Origin of the sequence: Pseudomonas sp. BN415 (assembly GCF_029871195.1) — a bacterium.
In the GTDB taxonomy this organism is placed as follows: domain Bacteria; phylum Pseudomonadota; class Gammaproteobacteria; order Pseudomonadales; family Pseudomonadaceae; genus Metapseudomonas; species Metapseudomonas resinovorans.
Map to the genome: position 1 here is coordinate 1 of NZ_SSOK01000066.1, position 16,548 is coordinate 16,548.

Consider the following 16,548-nt stretch of genomic DNA (forward strand, 5'->3'; position numbering starts at 1 on the left):
TTGCATGGGGTGAGTCCTCGTTCGGTCTAGCCCCTCTCCCCCTGGGAGAGGGGTTGGGGTGAGGGTTGTCGTGTGCGGCTCGGACTGCCCTCACCCCCGGCCCCTCGCCCTGAGGGAGAGAGGAGCAAAGCGAGGGAGAGGGTGCAGGCCTTGAACTCTTACTTCCCGCTACCCGCCACGCCCTCGCCACCCTTGGTCAGGTAGTAGGCGCCGAGGATGGGCAGCATGGTCACCAGCATCACCAGCATCGCCACCACGTTGGTCACGGGGACGTCGCGCGGGCGGCTGAGCTGGTTGAGCAGCCAGATCGGCAGGGTGCGTTCGTGGCCGGCGGTGAAGGTGGTGACGATGATCTCGTCGAAAGACAGCGCGAAGGCCAGCATGCCGCCTGCCAGAAGGGCCGAGCCCAGGTTCGGCAGGATGATGTGGCGGAAGGTCTGCCAGCCGTCGGCACCCAGGTCCATCGAGGCTTCGATGAGGCTGTGGGAGGTTCGGCGGAACCGCGCGATCACGTTGTTGTGGACGATCACCACGCAGAAGGTGGCGTGGCCGATGACGATGGTCAGCAAGCCTGGCTCGATGCCCAGCCCCTTGAACGCCGAGAGCAGCGCGATGCCGGTGATGATGCCGGGCAGGGCGATTGGCAGGATCAGCATCAGCGAGATGCCTTCCTTGCCGAAGAAGCTGCGGCGGTAGAGCGCAGCCGCTGCCAGCGTGCCGAGCACCACGGCGATCAGGGTGGCGATGGCAGCCACCTGCGCCGACAGCTTGATCGCTTCCAGCACGTCGGCGCGGCCGAAGGCGACACTGAACCAGTGCAGCGTGAAGCCTTGCGGCGGGAAGCTGAAGGCGGCGTCTTCGGTATTGAAGGCATACAGGAAGATGATCAGGATCGGGATGTGCAGGAAGGCCAGACCGCCCCAGGCGGCTGCTTTCAAGCCCACAGAGGCTTTTTCAGAGTGCATCGAAGGCCCCCAGACGTTTGACGATGGACAGGTACACGGCGATCAGCACGATCGGCACCAGAGTGAAGGCGGCGGCCATGGGCATGTTGCCGATGGCGCCCTGCTGGGCGTAGACCATGCTGCCGATGAAGTAGCCGGGCGGGCCCACCAGCTGCGGCACGATGAAGTCACCCAAAGTCAGGCTGAAGGTGAAGATCGAGCCAGCGGCGATGCCCGGGATGGACAGCGGCAGGATCACCTGCATGAAGGTCTGGCGCGGGTGTGCGCCAAGGTCGGCCGAGGCCTGCAGCAACGATGGCGGCAGGCGCTCCAGAGAGGCCTGGATCGGCAGGATCATGAACGGCAGCCAGATGTAGACGAACACCAGGAAGCGTCCCAGGTGCGAGGTCGACAGCGTGCTGCCGCCCACGCCGGGCACGCCCAGCAGCAATTCCAGCAGCGGCTCCAGGTGCAGCGCCTGGACGAACCACATCACCACGCCGCCCTTGGCCAGCAGCAGGGTCCAGGCGTAGGCCTTGACGATGTAGCTGGCCCACATGGGCATCATCACCGCGATGTAGAAGAACGCCTTGGTCTTGCCCGTGGTGTAGCGCGCCATGTAGTAGGCGATAGGGAAGGCCAGCGCGGCGCTGGCGATGGAGACCGCTGCGGCCATGCTCAAGGTGCGCAGGATGATGTCGAAGTTGGCGGCCTGGAACAGCGCGGCGAAGTTGGCCAGGGTGAGGTCCGTCGACACCGCCATGGTGAAGTCGTCGAAGGTATAGAAACCCTGCCAGAGCAACGTCAGCAGCGAACCCAGGTAGATCGCGCCGAACCACAGCAGCGGCGGTACTAGCAGCAGAGAAAGGTACAGGGTCGGACGGCGGTAGAGCAGGCTCGACAACCTGCGCATCAGGCCATTGGCGGCGTGCGGCCGCTCGGCGTTGAGGGTCAGTTCCATGTCACACGCCCTCGGTCAACTGGACCATGGCATCGCGAGCCCAGCGGGCGGTGACCACCTGTCCCTGCTGGTGCAGCGGCGCGGCGTCCTGCCACTGGCTGTTGGCCAGGCTGACGCAGAGGTTCTGGCCGTTATCCAGGCGGATTTCGTAGCGGGTGGCGGCGCCCTGGTACTGGATGTCGTGGAGCAGGCCGCTGATCTCCACATCGCTGCCGTTGCGCTCGCCGCTGGCGAAACGGATGTGCTCGGGGCGGATGGAGAATGGCTGTTCGGTGCCGGTGAGCTGGCGTGCCAGGTCGCCACGCAGGACGTTGGAGGTGCCCACGAATTCCGCAACGAAGGGGGTGGCCGGCTTCATGTAGAGGTTGCGTGGGGTGTCCACCTGTTCGATGCGGCCCTTGTTGAACACCGCTACGCGGTCGGACATGGACAGCGCTTCGCCCTGGTCGTGGGTGACGAAGATGAAGGTGATGCCGAGCTGGCGCTGCAGCTTCTTCAGCTCGCTCTGCATCTGCTCGCGCAGCTTGAGGTCCAGGGCGCCGAGGGGCTCGTCCAGCAGCAGCACGCGCGGGCGGTTGACCAGTGCACGGGCGAGGGCCACGCGCTGGCGCTGGCCACCGGAAAGCTGTGCCGGCTTGCGCTCGCCGTAACCGGCCAGGGCAACCATGCCGAGGGCTTCTTCGGCGCGAGCCAGGCGCTCGGCCTTCCCTACACCTTTCACCTTGAGGCCATAGGCGACGTTGTCGCGCACGTTCATGTGCGGGAACAGGGCGTAGTCCTGGAACACGGTGTTCACATCGCGCTCGTAGGGCGGCAGGCCGGCGGCCTCTTCGCCGTGGATGCGGATGGAACCTGAAGTGGGCTGCTCGAAGCCGGCGATCAGGCGCAGGCAGGTGGTCTTGCCCGAGCCGGATGGGCCGAGCATGGAGAAGAACTCGCCGTCCTTGATATCGATGGATACCCGGTCGACGGCCTTGACCTCACCGAACTGGCGGGAAACCTGGGTGAACTGGACAGCAAGTGTCATGGTGCGGTGCTCCGGTGACGCGAAAAAAAACATGACTTGGGCGGGGCTTCGCGGTGGAGACCCTGCGGGAATTTCAGGTGGCTCGGTATGACTCCCTCTCCCTCTGGGAGAGGGCTGGGGTGAGGGCAAATTCAGCCGCTCGGTGTTTCAAGGAGGTCCGATTAACTCTCTCGATTCAAGGAGAGCGCTGGGGAGAGGGAAATACCGCGCGGTGCCGAGCTACCCTCTCCCCTGGCCCCTCTCCCGCAAGCGGGAGAGGGGAGCTATCAGCGGCCGCCCATGATCGCGATGTAGTCCTGGGTCCAGCGGCTGTAGGGGACGAACTTGCCGCCCTCGGCCTGCGGGGTTTTCCAGAAGGCGATCTTGTCGAACTGGTCGTAGCCGTTGGTGGCACAGCCTTCGGCGCCGAGCAGGGCGCTGGCCTTGCAGCCGGCGGGCACGGCCGGCAGGGCGCCGAACCAGGCGGAGACGTCGCCCTGGACCTTGGGTTCGAGGGACCAGTTCATCCACTTGTAGGCGCAGCTCGGGTGCTTGGCCTCGGCGTGCAGCATGGTGGTGTCGGCCCAACCGGTGACGCCTTCCTTCGGGAACACGGTGGCGACCGGCTGGCCTTCAGCTTTCAGGGTGTTGGCCATGTAGCCCCAGGTGCTGGAGGCGGCCACGCCTTCGTTCTTGAAGTCGCTCATCTGCACGGTCGCGTCGTGCCAATAACGGTGCACCAGGCTGTGCTGCTTGCGCAGCAGGTCGAGCACAGCGGCGTACTGCGTTTCGGTGAGCTGGTAGGGGTCCTGGATGCCCAGTTCCGGCTTGGCGGATTTCAGGTAGAGGGCGGCATCGGCGATGTAGATCGGGCCGTCGTAGGCCTGCACGCGACCCTTGTTGGCCTTGCCGTCGGCCAGTTGCTGGGGCTCGAACACGGCGCTCCAGCTGTCCGGCGCCTGCTTGAAGGCCTTGGTGTTGTACATCAGCAGGTTCGGGCCCCACTGGTAGGGCGTGCCGTAGGATTTACCCTCGACGGTGAACCAGGGCGCGTCTTTCAGGCGCGGGTCGAGGTTCTTGAGGTTGGGGATCAGCTCCGGATTGATTGGCTGTACGCGCTTGCCGTAAATCAGGCGCAGCGAGGCGTCGCCGGAGGCGGTGACCAGGTCGTAGCCGCCCTTGGCCATCAGGCTGACCATCTCGTCGGAGGTGGCGGCGGTCTTCACGTTGACCTTGCAGCCGGTGTCCTGCTCGAACTGGGTGACCCAGTCGTAGTTCTTGTCCGACTCGCCACGCTCGATGTAGCCGGGCCAGGCGATGATGTCGAGCTGGCCTTCGCCCTTGCCGACTTGTTTCAGGGCTTCGGCGGCCTGCAGGCTGGTGCTGGCCAGGATCGCGGTGGCCACTGCGCTGAGCAGGGCGGTTTTGCGCACGGACATGATGTTCCCTCTTTTTCGTTATTGGTCGGGGCAGATCAAGCAGGTAAAGCCGGCCTCGGGGGCCGTTTATCTCTCTTAGAAATCAATGTTGTGGCGGGCCATGATGTGGCGCACCACGCTGTAGTCCTGCAACGAGTCGCTGGACAGGTCCTTGCCGTAGCCGGAGCGCTTGAGCCCGCCATGGGGCATTTCGCTGGCCAGCATGAAATGGGTGTTGATCCAGGTGCAGCCGTACTGCAGGCGCGCGGCGACCTGCATGGCCTTGTCCAGGTTCTGGGTCCAGACGGAGGAGGCCAGGCCGTACTCGGAGTCGTTGGCCCAGTCCACGGCCTGGGCCAGGTCGTCGAAGCGGGTGACGGTGACCACCGGACCGAAGACTTCTCGCTGGACGATTTCGTCCTGCTGCTTGCAGCCGGCCAGCAGGGTGGGCTGGTAATAGAAGCCCGCGCCCGAATGCACAGCGGCGCCGGTGACCCGTTCGATATGCGGTTGGCCCAGGGCGCGCTCGACGAAGCTGGCCACGCGGTCGCGCTGGCGCGAGCTGATCAGCGGGCCGATTTCATTGTCCTGGTCGCGTTTGCGGGCGAAGCGCAGGCTGGCCACGGCCTCGCCCAGTTCGCTCACCAGGCGGTCGTGGATGCCGGCCTGGGCATAGATGCGGCAGGCCGCGGTGCAGTCCTGGCCGGCGTTGTAGTAGCCATGGGTGCGCACGCCCTGGACCACGGCGTCGAGATCGGCGTCGTTGCAGACGATCACCGGTGCCTTGCCGCCCAGTTCCAGGTGGGTGCGTTTCAGGGTGCGGGCGGCGCTCTGCAGGATCTTCTGGCCGGTGACGATGTCGCCGGTGAGCGACACCATGCGCACCCGTGGGTGGCTCACCAACTGGCTGCCGACGCTGTCGCCACCGCCGCAGAGGATATTGATCACCCCCGGCGGGAGGATTTCGGCCAATGCGGGGGCCAGGGCCAGGATCGACAGCGGGGTGTGCTCGGAGGGCTTGAAGATCAGCGTGTTGCCGGCAGCGAGCGCCGGGGCGATCTTCCAGGCCGCCATCATCAACGGGTAGTTCCAGGGCGCGATGGAGGCCACCACGCCGACCGGATCGCGGCGCACCAGGCTGGTGTGGCCGGGAATGTATTCGCCGGCGAGCTGGCCTTGCTGGCAGCGCACGGCGCCGGCGAAGAAGCGGAACACATCGGCGGTGGCGGGGATGTCGTCCTGGCGCGCCAAGTGCAGCGGCTTGCCACAGTTCAGGGCTTCCAGGCGGGACAGTTGGTCGGCGCGTTTCTCGATGGCATCGGCGATGGCCAGCAGGGCAGCGGCGCGTTGCGCGGGGGTGGTGCGCGACCAACGGGGGAAGGCGCGGTTTGCGGCGGTGACGGCGGCCTGAAGCTGTTCGCTGGACGCCTCGGCAATGGCTACCAGGGTTTCGCCGCTGGCGGGGTTGATGATCGGCTCGGCCAACCCTTCGCCGATGACGAGCTGGCCGTCGATCAGCAGTTCGGTGTGCAGGGTCGGTGTGCTGGCGGCGCCCGTCATCTTGCTGGCTCGTTTCTTCTCGGTTTTTTGTTCTTCAGTCATCCCGATGCTCCCTGAGTGGGCCCGGCATGCCTCTGCTTATGGGGAGCAGAGACTAGAGGTCGGGCCTGGGGTCGACAAATTCTAAATATTGAAAGTAGCGTTCGATTAAATCGAAGGCCTGCGGTTGTTCGGCTGTTCCCGCGCCACGGTGAGGAAAGGGTCCACCAGGGGCGGGCGGGCAGTACCGCGCCGCCAGGCCAGGCCCACGTCCAGTGGGGCGCCCAGATCCACCAGCGGGCGAGCCTCGATGATGTCGCCCTCCAGTGACCAGGGGCGGTAGGTCATATCCGGCTGGATCGACAGGCCGAGGCCCGCCGCCACCAGGCTTCGCACCGCTTCCACCGATGCGGTGCGCAAAGTCACCTGGGGCGTGAGCCCGGCGCGGGACCAGATACGCTGGGTGTGCAGGCCCATCTCGTCGGCGTTGAGCTGGATCAGCGGCTCGCCGGACACGTCCGCCAGGCTGATGCTGTCGCGCTCGAGCAGCGGGTGCTGGGCCGGCAGCCAGAGGCGATGGGGCGAATGGGTCAGTACCTCGGTCTGCAGGGCGTGGCGGTCCTCCAGGTTGGAGAGGATCAGCACGCCCACATCGATCTCGCCGCTGACCAGCAAATGCTCGATGTAGGGGCGCTCGTCTTCGACCACCCGGGTTTTAACGTTGGGGTAGGCGCGCTGGAAGCGGGTGATGAGGTCGGCCAGGTAGTAACCGGCCACCAGGCTGGTCACACCGATGGTGAGGCTGCCCGCCACCTGGTCGGTGCTCTGTTGCAGGCTGCGCTTGGCGTTTTCCACCGTCGCCAGGATCAGGTGTGCCTGACGCAGGAACTGATGACCCTGATGGGTCAGGGACATGCCTTTGGCGTGGCGATTGAACAGGCTGACGCCGATCTCTTCCTCCAGTTGCTGGATGGCCAGGGTCAGGGTCGATTGGGAAATGAACACTGCCTGGGCCGCGGCGGAGATGGAGCCGGTCTCGGCAACGGCGATGAAGTGGCGGATCTGGCGGAGGGTCATCATGGGCGTGGTTCGCGTCTGGATGGCGGTCGATGGATAGCGAATATCGAAAACTGTGCGAGCGTTTCGCTTTTTTAGATGGAATCCGTCAATCCCGCCACCTTGCGAATCCGCCGCAATATCTCGAAGCACACTGCGAACTGCCGCGGGGAATCCCAGCGGCTAGAGTCGGTCGATCTTTGGGTTCGGACTTATCTGGAGGCTTCGATGAATACCCGCGGACTGCTCGACCAATTGCTCAAATCCGGCAAGGACCTGCTGCAACAGAAAGCTGGCCGCAAATCGGGAGGCTTCTCGGGCGGCAAATCCGGCAACGGCGATCTCGGCAGCCTGCTCAAGGGAGCGGGTGGCGGTGCCCTGGCGGCGGGCGCCCTGGGCCTGTTGCTGGGTAACAAGAGTGCACGCAAGCTGGGCGGCAAGGCGCTGACTTATGGCGGCCTGGCGGCGCTTGGCGTCCTGGCGTACAAGGCCTATGGCAACTGGCAGGCCCAGCAGGCGAACGCGCCAACGACTGAACCGCAGACCCTCGACCGCCTGCCCGCACCCCAGGCCGAGCAGCACAGCCAGGCCATCCTCAAGGCGCTGGTGGCGGCGGCCAAGGCCGATGGCCATGTGGATGCCCGCGAACGCCAGCTCATAGAAGAAGAACTGGGCAAGCTGACCCAGGACGCGGAACTGCACCGCTGGCTGGACGCCGAACTGAACAAGCCGCTGGACCCCGCCGACGTGGCTCGTGCGGCTACCACCCCGGAAATGGCCGCCGAGATGTACCTGGCCAGCGTGCTGATGGTGGACGAAGAGCACTTCATGGAGCGTGCCTACCTGGAAGAGCTGGCTCGTCAGCTGCGACTCGATCCGGGGCTCAAGGTCGAGCTGGAGCGGCAGGTTCGACAAGAACTGGCCTGACGGGTACCCGGTAGTGGGAGCGAACCGATCCGTGATCGAAATCGCTCCCATGGCGACCGGCCCTCAACGCATACCCTGCAAACGGGAAACTTTCTGCCAAACTCCCCAAAGCTGCGCTCCGCCGGCTTTCTGGCGACGTAAATCTGCGTCCTTTCGGCGCTTGCGGGCGCCCTGGCTTGTTCACTAGAGTCGCCGCCAATGGCCCGGCGACACTGAGAATTCGGGCACTGGTAACGGGGAAGATTTGTGAAGAACTGGACTGTTCGCTTGCGTATCCAGGCAAGTTTCGCGGTGATCATCGCCATCATGTTGCTGATGGCCGGCATGTCCTACCTGCAGTTGAGGAACATCGAGCACCAAGGCGATCTGGTGCTGCAGGATTCCGTGCCCGGCATGTATTACATCAGCAAGATCCGCAGCAGCTGGACCGACAACCTCCTGCGAACCCAGGCGCTGCTGCGCCGTGACGGCGATTCGGGGGGCGCCATCTACCAAAATGATCGCAAGGGGCTGGAAGAAAGCAATGTCCTTCTGGATGAGCTGATCCAGGGCTACGAAGGCACCATCACCCAGGAGTTCGATCGTGCCCAGTTCAAAGCCTTCGAAGAGATTCGCAAGGAGTATGCGGCGCGTCAGGCCCAAGTGCTGGCCGAGCTGAAGGAAGGCCGGCTCGACGCGGCACGCGAGGCCTTCGAGGGCGCGCAGGTGGAGCTGTGGACTGAAGGGCGCAAGCTGCTCAACGACCTGATCGAAGCCAACCGCAAGATGGGCGAGCAGTCTGTGACCGAGATCGTCGCCTCGGTGCGCAATGCCGAGCGCAGCATGCTCCTGGCCATGGTGCTGGCGGTTGCGGCCGCTGTCGTCTGCGGCTTGCTGCTGCTGCGGGCTATCACCCGCCCGGTCGGCGGTATCGTCGAAACCCTGCGGGTCATGGGCGGCGGCGACCTGTCGACGCGCCTCGACCTCAAACGCCAGGACGAATTCAACGCCATCGAGACCGGCTTCAACAGCATGGCCGACGAGCTCAAGGCTCTGGTAGCCCAGGCTCAGCGTTCCGCTGTGCAGGTGACCACGTCGGTGACCGAGATCGCCGCCACATCCAAGCAGCAACAGGCGACCGCCACCGAAACCGCCGCCACCACCACCGAGATCGGTGCCACCTCGCGGGAAATCGCCGCGACGTCCCGTGACCTGGTCCGCACCATGACCGAGGTGTCCGGTACCGCCGAGCAGACGTCCATCCTCGCCGGCTCCGGCCAACTGGGCCTGGCGCGCATGGAGGACACCATGCACCAGGTGATGGGCGCCGCCGAACTGGTGAACGCCAAGCTGGCGATCCTCAATGAGAAGGCCGGCAACATCAACCAGGTGGTCACCACCATCGTCAAGGTGGCTGACCAGACCAACCTGCTGTCCCTCAATGCCGCCATCGAGGCGGAGAAGGCCGGCGAGTATGGCCGTGGTTTTGCCGTAGTAGCCACCGAAGTGCGCCGCCTGGCTGACCAGACTGCCGTGGCGACCTACGACATCGAACAGATGGTGCGCGAAATCCAGTCGGCGGTGTCCGCCGGGGTCATGGGCATGGACAAGTTTTCCGAGGAAGTCCGCCGCGGCATTGCCGAAGTGGGGCAGGTGGGTGAGCAGCTGTCGCAGATCATCCAGCAGGTGCAGGCCCTGGCGCCGCGGGTGCAGATGGTCAATGAGGGCATGCAGGCCCAGGCCACCGGCGCCGAACAGATCAACCAGGCCCTGGTGCAACTGGGCGAGGCCACCGGGCAGACGGTGGAATCGTTGCGCCAAGCCAGTTCCGCCATTGACGAACTGAACCTCGTGGCCAACGGCCTGCGAACCGGCGTCAGCCGCTTCAAGGTCTGAGTCGGCGCCATGTGTCCGAGTCGAACCCTCGCCCCGGCTCGTACGGTCAGGGGCAGGCTCTACCTGCAGTTCCGCATGGGCGGCGACCGCTATGTGCTGGATGTTCATGAGGTGGTAGAAGTGCTTCCCCTGCGGCAGTTGAAGCAACTGCCTGAGGCGCCGGCCTGGGTCGCCGGGGTGTTTTCCCACCGTGGCGTGCTGGTTCCCGTGCTCGACCTCGGTGTACTCGCCTTCGGCCAGCCGGCGCAGTTGCGAACCAGCACTCGCCTGGTGCTGGTGGAGTACCCCCAGGCGGGCCAACCGCGATGGCTCGGGCTGATCCTCGAACAGGCCACCGATACCCTGCGCTGCCGTCCGGACGAGTTCCGCGACTACGGCCTGGAGCAGCGCGATGCGCGCTACCTGGGGCCGGTCTACCAAGGCCCTGATGGCCTGGTGCAGCACATCCGTGTGATGGACCTGCTACCGGACGAAGTCCGCGCGCTGCTCTTCCCGACTGCGGAGGGGGCGGCATGATCGAGCGCTTCGCAGCCCTGTTGAAGACCCGCATCGGCCTGGAGGCGGAGTCCGTCGGCCGGGTGGTCATCGAGCGTGCGGTACGCCAGCGCATGGGCGCCTGCGGCAGCCGCGACGAAGATGCCTACTGGACCACCCTCAACGCTTCGCCAGGCGAGCAGCAGGCGCTGGTCGAGGCCGTGGTGGTGCCGGAAACCTGGTTCTTCCGCTATCCCGAATCCTTCGCCGCCCTCGGCCGCCTGGCCTTCGAGCGGCTGCCGGCGCTGGCGGGCGGTCGTCCCCTGCGCATCCTCAGCCTGCCCTGTTCCACGGGGGAGGAGCCGTTTTCCATCGTCATGGCACTGCTGGATGCCGGGCTCTCGCCGGGGTTGTTCCAGGTGGACGCAGTGGACGTCAGCGAGCGGGTGCTGGAGCGGGCGCGCCAGGGTATCTATGGACGCAACTCGTTCCGCGGCGACGACCTGGGTTTTCGCGAGCGTTATTTTCTGCCCGCCGGGGAGGGCTATGCCCTGACCCGGCAAGTGGGGGCCAAGGTCCGCTTCATGCGCGGCAACCTGCTGGACCCCGGCCTGCTCGCCGGGGAGGCGTCCTACGATTTCGTCTTCTGCCGCAACCTGCTGATCTACTTCGACCGCCCGACCCAGAGTGCTGTGCTGGAGGTGCTCAAGCGCCTGATGCAGTGTGATGGCGCCATGTTCATCGGTCCGGCCGAGGCCAGTCTGCTCAGCCAGCAGGGTATGCAACCGCTGGGTTATCCACAGGCCTTCGTGTTCCGTCATGCGCCGCCCCAGGCGGTTGCCCGGCCGGCCAAGACCCGTGTCCCAGTAGCTGCGCCAACGGTGGCTGCGCCGCTGCCCAGTCGTGCTCCGGCCCGACCGCGCCCGCCACTGCCGAAACCCGAACAGCCCAAGGCCGCGCCCGAAGGAGCTGGGCGCGATACGGCCCTGGCCAACATCGCCAGCCTGGCCAACAGTGGTCGCAGCGAAGACGCGCGCGCAGCTTGCGAGGCCTTCCTGAGCGCACACGGCCCCTCTGCCGAGGCCTTCTATTGGCTCGGCCTGCTCAGCGATGTAGCCGGCAAGGTCGATGAAGCTCAGGACTACTACCGCAAGGCGCTTTACCTGCAGCCGCAGCACACCGAGGCGCTGGCCCACCTGGCGGCGCTGCTCGCTGCCCGCGGCGACCGGGCTGGTGCACAACGCCTGCAGCAGCGCGCCAATCGGGGGCTGAACAACCATGGCCGATAACCGACTGCCCCTGATCGCCAGCGACCAGTTGCCGGCGGTGGACGACTGCTGGAATCGCATCGGTGTGCATGGCGACAAGTCATGCGAACGTCTGGCCATCCATGTGCATTGCCGCAATTGTGAGCTGCATGCGGCAGCCGCCACCTTGCTGCTCGACCGCTACGCACTGATTCGTGAAGACGCTGCTGCGGTTCCCGCTGACCACCCCGAGGAAGAGGCAGGCGAGCGTCGCTCAACGCTGGTGTTCCGTCTGGGAGAGGAGTGGTTGGGCCTGGCGACGCGCTGTCTGGCGGAAGTGGCGGCCATCAATCCTATCCATTCGCTGCCGCACCAGCGTTCCCTGGCTTTGCTGGGCGTGACCAATGTGCGCGGTGCCCTGGTGGCCTGCCTGTCCTTGAGCGAACTGCTGGGGCTGGAGAAGGGCGGTGAAGTGAGCGGTGAGCGCCGCGTGGTGCCCCGGTTGCTGATCTTCGCCAGCCAGGGCGGTCCGCTGGTGGCGCCGGTGGATGAAGTGGATGGCATCCACGGCATTCCCCTGGACTCGATAGTTGATCCCGGACGTACCCCGGATCTGGCCGCGCGCCAGTTCGCCTCGGGTGTGGTGCAGTGGCGAGGCCGCAGCATCACGCTGCTGGATGAAGGCCTGCTGCTGCAGGCCATGGCAAGGAGCCTGGCATGACCCCGGACCAGATGCGCGACGCATCCCTGCTGGAGCTGTTCCGCCTGGAGGCGGAGGCCCAGACCCAGGTGCTCAATGCCGGATTGCTGGTGCTGGAGCGCAATCCGACGCAGGCCGACCAACTGGAAGCCTGCATGCGCGCGGCCCATTCCCTGAAGGGTGCAGCACGCATCGTCGGGCTGGATGCCGGGGTGCGGGTCGCCCATGTGATGGAAGACCTGCTGGAAGCCGCGCGACAGGGTCATGTGCGGCTGCAACCGGACAATATCGACGCGCTGCTGCAGGGTTCCGACCTCCTGCTGCGCATCGGCAGTGAGGTGGACTGGGCGGAGAATGCCGGTCGCGAGAGCATCGAGGCGTTGATCGCGCGACTGCAAGGCGGCCCCGGCGAGACACCGTCGCCGCCGTCCCAACCGCTGATCGAGCCGGTCATACCTACGCCACCCGCGCCACCCGCGCCCGAGGCGCCAATGCCGGAGCCGGCGCGTCGCGAGGTGGAATCGCCCAGTCCTGTGGACAATGGCACCGAGGCCCGCGACCGGGTGCTGCGAGTCAGCGCCGAGCGCCTCGATCACCTGCTGGATATCTCCAGCAAGTCGCTGGTGGAGTTCCAGCGCATCAAACCGCTGAATGACGCGCTGCACCGCCTCAAGCGCCTGCAGGCCAGCGCCAGTCGTGCCCTGGATGTGGCCCGGGAATCGGTGCTGGACGGCACCCTCGACCCGCAGGCCCAGGCGATGCTGGGTGAGGCTCGGCAACTGCTCGGTGAGTGCCAGCAGATGCTCGCCGGCCATATGGCCGACTTCGACGAATTCGGCTGGCAAGGTGGCCAGCGCGCCCAGTTGCTCTACGACGCCGCCCTGGCCTCGCGCATGCGGCCCTTTGCCGACGTGCTGTCGGGCCAGGCGCGGATGGTCCGTGACCTGGGGCGCTCCCTGGGCAAGCCGGTACGGCTTGAGGTGAGCGGTGACACCACCCAGGTCGACCGCGATGTGCTGGAGCGTCTTGAGGCGCCGCTCACCCACCTGCTGCGAAACGCGGTGGATCACGGAATCGAGAGCCCGCAGGTGCGCCAGCGGCGGGGCAAGCCGGAAGAGGGCGTGATCCGCCTGCACGCCCGTCACCATGCCGGCATGCTGCTGTTGGAGCTGGCCGACGATGGCGCTGGCGTGGATCTGGAGCGCCTGCGTGATGCGGTGGTTGCACGCCAGTTCGCCAGCCTCGAGACCGCCATGCGGATGACCGAGGAAGAGCTGTTGGCTTTCCTCTTCCTGCCCGGCTTCAGCATGCGCGAGCAGGTCACCGAGGTGTCCGGACGCGGTGTCGGCCTGGATGCGGTGCAACACATGGTGCGCCAGCTGCGCGGCGGCGTACGCATGGAGCAGCGCAGCGGGCAGGGCGCGACCTTCCATATCGAAGTACCGCTGACCCTGTCGGTGGTGCGCAGCCTGGTGGTGGAGGTGGGCGGCGAGGCCTATGCCTTCCCGTTGGCCCATATCGAACGCATGACCCGGCTGCAGCACGAGGACATTGTCCAGCTCGAAGGCCGCCAGCATTTCTGGCACGAGGGCCGGCACGTGGGGCTGATCTCGGCCAGCCAGATCCTCCAGTGCGCCGAGGGCAAGCGTGACGAGTCCGGCATCCCGGTGGTGCTGATCAGCGAGCGCGATACCCGCTACGGCGTGGCTGTGGAGCGTTTCATCGGCGAGCGCACACTGGTGGTGATGCCGCTGGACCCGCGCCTGGGCAAGGTTCAGGACCTGTCTGCCGGGGCGTTGCTGGACGATGGCCGGCCGGTGCTGATTCTCGATGTTGAGGACCTGCTGAAATCGGTCGGCAAACTGCTCGGCAGCGGCCGCCTGGAAAAGGTCGATCGCACCGGCCGCCAGGGAGCCGGTGCCCAACGCAAGCGTGTGCTGGTGGTGGACGATTCCCTCACCGTGCGCGAACTGGAGCGCAAGCTGCTGGCCGGTCGTGGATACGACGTGGCGGTGGCGGTCGACGGCATGGATGGATGGAATGCCCTGCGTTCCGAGCATTTCGACCTGCTGATCACCGATATCGACATGCCGCGCATGGACGGCATCGAGCTGGTCACCCTGGTGCGTCGTGACAATCGCCTGCAGTCCCTGCCGGTGATGGTGGTGTCCTACAAGGATCGTGAAGAGGACCGTCGTCGCGGCCTGGATGCCGGCGCCGACTATTATCTGGCGAAGGCCAGCTTCCACGACGAAGCGTTGCTGGATGCGGTAGTCATGCTGATTGGGGAGGCGCAAGGGTGAGGATAGGGATAGTCAACGACATGCCCCTGGCCGTGGAGGCGCTGCGCCGGGCCCTGGCCCTGGAGCCGGCGCACGAGATCGCCTGGGTGGCGGGCAATGGAGCGGAAGCGGTGGAGCGCTGTGGTCGGGATGTGCCGGATGTGGTGCTGATGGACCTGCTGATGCCGGTGATGGATGGGGTCGAGGCGACGCGGCAGATCATGGCCCGCAGCCCCTGCGCCATCCTCATCGTGACGGTGGATATCGAACAGAACGTGCACCGGGTGTTCGAGGCCATGGGCCATGGCGCCGTGGATGCGGTGAACACGCCCGGGCTCGGCAGCGGCCAGGCCCAGGAAGCGGCCCAGTTACTGCGCAAGATCCAGAATATCGGCTGGCTCATGGGCCAGCGTGACAACCGCGGTCGTGGCGCCACCGAACCACGCGCCCAACACAGTGGCGGCCAGCGTCTGGTGGCTATCGGCGCGTCCGCGGGTGGCCCGGCGTCCCTGGCGCAGTTGCTCAAACAGTTGCCGGAAAACTTCTCGGCGTCGGTGGTGCTGGTGCAGCATGTGGATGAAGTCTTCGCTGCTGGCATGGCCGACTGGCTGGCCAGCGAATCCCGCCTGCCGGTGCGCCTGGCGCGGGAGGGTGAGCCACCACAGCCGGGAACCATCCTCCTGGCCGGCACCAACAATCACTTGCGGCTGATGCGCAATGGCGAGTTGGCCTACACCGCCGAACCCACCAGCCATGTATACCGGCCGTCCATTGACGTGTTCTTCGACAGCCTGGTGGAGCACTGGAAGGCCGACGCCATCGGTGTGCTGCTCACTGGCATGGGGCGGGATGGTGCCGAGGGACTCAAGCGCATGCGCGGCCGGGGTTTCCTGACCATCGCCCAGGATCAGGCCAGTTGCGCCGTCTATGGCATGCCCAAGGCTGCCGCCGCGATTGGTGCGGCGGTGGAAATACTCGCCCTGGAGCGCATCGCGCCCCGGTTGGTCGAAGCGTTCGGATGAAATTCACCTCAGGCCAGTGTGCCCGGAGAGCGTTATGCAATACCCCTATCGCAGCCATACGGACATGACCCCGGTGGAGCCTTCGGCAATGGTGCTGCTGGTCGATGACCAGGCTATGGTCGGTGAAACGGTGCGTCGGGCACTGATGGCCGAGGCGGGCATCGATTTTCATTTTTGTGCCGACCCGCTTCAGGCCGTTGCCGTCGCCTTGCAGATCAAGCCCACGGTCATACTCCAGGACCTCGTGATGCCCGGCGTCGACGGTCTGAGCCTGCTTTCCGAGTACCGCGCCGTGCCGGCCCTGCGCGATGTACCGATCATCGTCCTGTCGACCAAGGAAGAACCCACGGTGAAGAGTGCGGCTTTCGCCGCCGGGGCCAATGACTATCTGGTCAAGCTGCCCGATGCCATCGAACTGGTGGCGCGTATCCGTTACCACTCGCGCTCCTATATCGCCTTGCAGCAACGCGACGAGGCCTATCGTGCCCTGCGGGAAAGCCAGCAGCAGCTGCTGGAAGCCAACCTGGTGCTGCAGCGCCTGATGAACTCCGATGGCCTGACCGGCCTGTCCAACCGTCGCCACTTCGATGAGTACCTGGACATGGAATGGCGCCGTGCCCTGCGCGAGCAGAGCGAGCTATCGCTGCTGATGATCGATGTCGACTACTTCAAGAGCTACAACGACAACTTTGGTCATGTGGCCGGTGACGAGGCCCTGCGCCGGGTGGCTGATGCGATTCGCGCATGCTGCAGTCGCGCCACTGATCTCGCCGCACGCTATGGTGGCGAGGAGTTCACCATGGTCCTGCCAGGCACGGCCGCTGGCGGTGCGCGCCTGCTGGCGGAGAAGGTGCGGCGCACGGTGGAGGCACTGGGCATCCGCCACGAATTGCCGACGCCGGGCTCGGTGCTGAGCATCAGCATCGGTGTAGCCACCCTCGTCCCCAAGGCCGGCCAGTCTTCCCTGGTGCTGGTGGACATGGCTGACCAGGGGCTCTACCAGGCAAAGCACAACGGTCGCAATCAGGTAGCGATGGTGGTGGCGGAGGCGAAACCCTGACCGCTAGCGATATCCTGAGCAGGCTCTCGCGAGGGGA

General features: G+C 65.7%; 14 protein-coding genes. 8 read left to right on the plus strand and 6 right to left on the minus strand.

Annotated elements, in window-relative coordinates; genetic code table 11:
• Window positions 1–158: 158 nt before the first annotated feature.
• The 6 genes from E8F20_RS24090 to E8F20_RS24115 form a co-directional block, all read right to left on the minus strand.
• Entirely contained in the window at window positions 159–965 is an 807-nt protein-coding gene (locus E8F20_RS24090) for an ABC transporter permease (protein ID WP_280286005.1), read from the minus strand.
• Window positions 955–1,905, minus strand: a complete 951-nt coding sequence (locus E8F20_RS24095) for an ABC transporter permease (protein ID WP_280286006.1) — start codon at window positions 1,903–1,905, stop codon at window positions 955–957. The genes E8F20_RS24090 and E8F20_RS24095 overlap by 11 nt, the downstream gene beginning before the upstream one ends.
• Window position 1,906: 1 nt before the next feature.
• The gene (locus tag E8F20_RS24100) at window positions 1,907–2,932 is read right to left on the minus strand and encodes an ABC transporter ATP-binding protein (RefSeq protein ID WP_280286007.1); all 1,026 of its coding nucleotides are present in this window, start codon (window positions 2,930–2,932) and stop codon (window positions 1,907–1,909) included.
• 266 nt (window positions 2,933–3,198) lie between these two features.
• A complete protein-coding gene (ydcS, locus tag E8F20_RS24105; protein WP_280286008.1) occupies window positions 3,199–4,350 on the minus strand; it encodes a putative ABC transporter substrate-binding protein YdcS in 1,152 nt (383 codons plus the stop codon).
• Between the two features lie 75 nt (window positions 4,351–4,425).
• On the minus strand, window positions 4,426–5,931 hold the full coding sequence (locus E8F20_RS24110; protein ID WP_280286009.1) for a gamma-aminobutyraldehyde dehydrogenase: 1,506 nt from the start codon (window positions 5,929–5,931) through the stop codon (window positions 4,426–4,428).
• A 105-nt stretch (window positions 5,932–6,036) separates the two neighbouring features.
• Entirely contained in the window at window positions 6,037–6,948 is a 912-nt protein-coding gene (locus tag E8F20_RS24115; RefSeq protein ID WP_137822187.1) for a LysR family transcriptional regulator, read from the minus strand.
• A gap of 204 nt (window positions 6,949–7,152) precedes the next feature.
• On the opposite strand from E8F20_RS24115, the gene E8F20_RS24120 reads away from it, so the two are divergent.
• The 8 genes from E8F20_RS24120 (at window position 7,153) to E8F20_RS24155 (ending at window position 16,511) form a co-directional block, all read left to right on the plus strand.
• Window positions 7,153–7,851: a tellurite resistance TerB family protein gene (locus E8F20_RS24120; RefSeq protein ID WP_280286010.1), complete on the plus strand. Its 699-nt coding sequence runs from the start codon at window positions 7,153–7,155 to the stop codon at window positions 7,849–7,851.
• A 246-nt stretch (window positions 7,852–8,097) separates the two neighbouring features.
• A complete protein-coding gene (locus E8F20_RS24125; protein WP_280286011.1) occupies window positions 8,098–9,726 on the plus strand; it encodes a methyl-accepting chemotaxis protein in 1,629 nt (542 codons plus the stop codon).
• 9 nt (window positions 9,727–9,735) lie between these two features.
• Entirely contained in the window at window positions 9,736–10,242 is a 507-nt protein-coding gene (locus tag E8F20_RS24130; protein ID WP_280286012.1) for a chemotaxis protein CheW, read from the plus strand.
• Window positions 10,239–11,489: a CheR family methyltransferase gene (locus E8F20_RS24135; RefSeq protein WP_280286013.1), complete on the plus strand. Its 1,251-nt coding sequence runs from the start codon at window positions 10,239–10,241 to the stop codon at window positions 11,487–11,489. Before E8F20_RS24130 ends, E8F20_RS24135 begins: the two co-directional genes overlap by 4 nt.
• On the plus strand, window positions 11,479–12,168 hold the full coding sequence (locus E8F20_RS24140) for a chemotaxis protein CheW (protein WP_280286014.1): 690 nt from the start codon (window positions 11,479–11,481) through the stop codon (window positions 12,166–12,168). The genes E8F20_RS24135 and E8F20_RS24140 overlap by 11 nt, the downstream gene beginning before the upstream one ends.
• Window positions 12,165–14,450 carry a hybrid sensor histidine kinase/response regulator gene (locus E8F20_RS24145; RefSeq protein ID WP_280286015.1) on the plus strand — a complete coding sequence of 762 codons (2,286 nt, stop codon included), beginning with the start codon at window positions 12,165–12,167 and terminating at the stop codon, window positions 14,448–14,450. Before E8F20_RS24140 ends, E8F20_RS24145 begins: the two co-directional genes overlap by 4 nt.
• Complete coding sequence (locus E8F20_RS24150) at window positions 14,447–15,451, plus strand: chemotaxis response regulator protein-glutamate methylesterase (protein WP_280286016.1); 1,005 nt, start codon at window positions 14,447–14,449, stop codon at window positions 15,449–15,451. Before E8F20_RS24145 ends, E8F20_RS24150 begins: the two co-directional genes overlap by 4 nt.
• Window positions 15,452–15,485: 34 nt before the next feature.
• Window positions 15,486–16,511 carry a diguanylate cyclase gene (locus E8F20_RS24155; RefSeq protein WP_280286017.1) on the plus strand — a complete coding sequence of 342 codons (1,026 nt, stop codon included), beginning with the start codon at window positions 15,486–15,488 and terminating at the stop codon, window positions 16,509–16,511.
• The last annotated feature ends 37 nt before the right edge of the window (window positions 16,512–16,548 follow it).

Excerpts from the sequence above, each read along its gene's own strand:
- E8F20_RS24090 (WP_280286005.1), bottom strand. The coding sequence starts at position 965 with ATGCACTCTGAAAAAGCCTCTGTGGGCTTGAAAGCAGCCGCCTGGGGC.
- E8F20_RS24135 (WP_280286013.1), top strand. The coding sequence starts at position 10,239 with ATGATCGAGCGCTTCGCAGCCCTGTTGAAGACCCGCATCGGCCTGGAG.
- E8F20_RS24110 (WP_280286009.1), bottom strand. The coding sequence starts at position 5,931 with ATGACTGAAGAACAAAAAACCGAGAAGAAACGAGCCAGCAAGATGACG.
- E8F20_RS24095 (WP_280286006.1), bottom strand. The coding sequence starts at position 1,905 with ATGGAACTGACCCTCAACGCCGAGCGGCCGCACGCCGCCAATGGCCTG.
- E8F20_RS24100 (WP_280286007.1), bottom strand. The coding sequence starts at position 2,932 with ATGACACTTGCTGTCCAGTTCACCCAGGTTTCCCGCCAGTTCGGTGAG.
- E8F20_RS24155 (WP_280286017.1), top strand. The coding sequence starts at position 15,486 with ATGCAATACCCCTATCGCAGCCATACGGACATGACCCCGGTGGAGCCT.
- E8F20_RS24115 (WP_137822187.1), bottom strand. The coding sequence starts at position 6,948 with ATGATGACCCTCCGCCAGATCCGCCACTTCATCGCCGTTGCCGAGACC.
- E8F20_RS24145 (WP_280286015.1), top strand. The coding sequence starts at position 12,165 with ATGACCCCGGACCAGATGCGCGACGCATCCCTGCTGGAGCTGTTCCGC.
- E8F20_RS24140 (WP_280286014.1), top strand. The coding sequence starts at position 11,479 with ATGGCCGATAACCGACTGCCCCTGATCGCCAGCGACCAGTTGCCGGCG.
- E8F20_RS24120 (WP_280286010.1), top strand. The coding sequence starts at position 7,153 with ATGAATACCCGCGGACTGCTCGACCAATTGCTCAAATCCGGCAAGGAC.
- ydcS (WP_280286008.1), bottom strand. The coding sequence starts at position 4,350 with ATGTCCGTGCGCAAAACCGCCCTGCTCAGCGCAGTGGCCACCGCGATC.
- E8F20_RS24130 (WP_280286012.1), top strand. The coding sequence starts at position 9,736 with ATGTGTCCGAGTCGAACCCTCGCCCCGGCTCGTACGGTCAGGGGCAGG.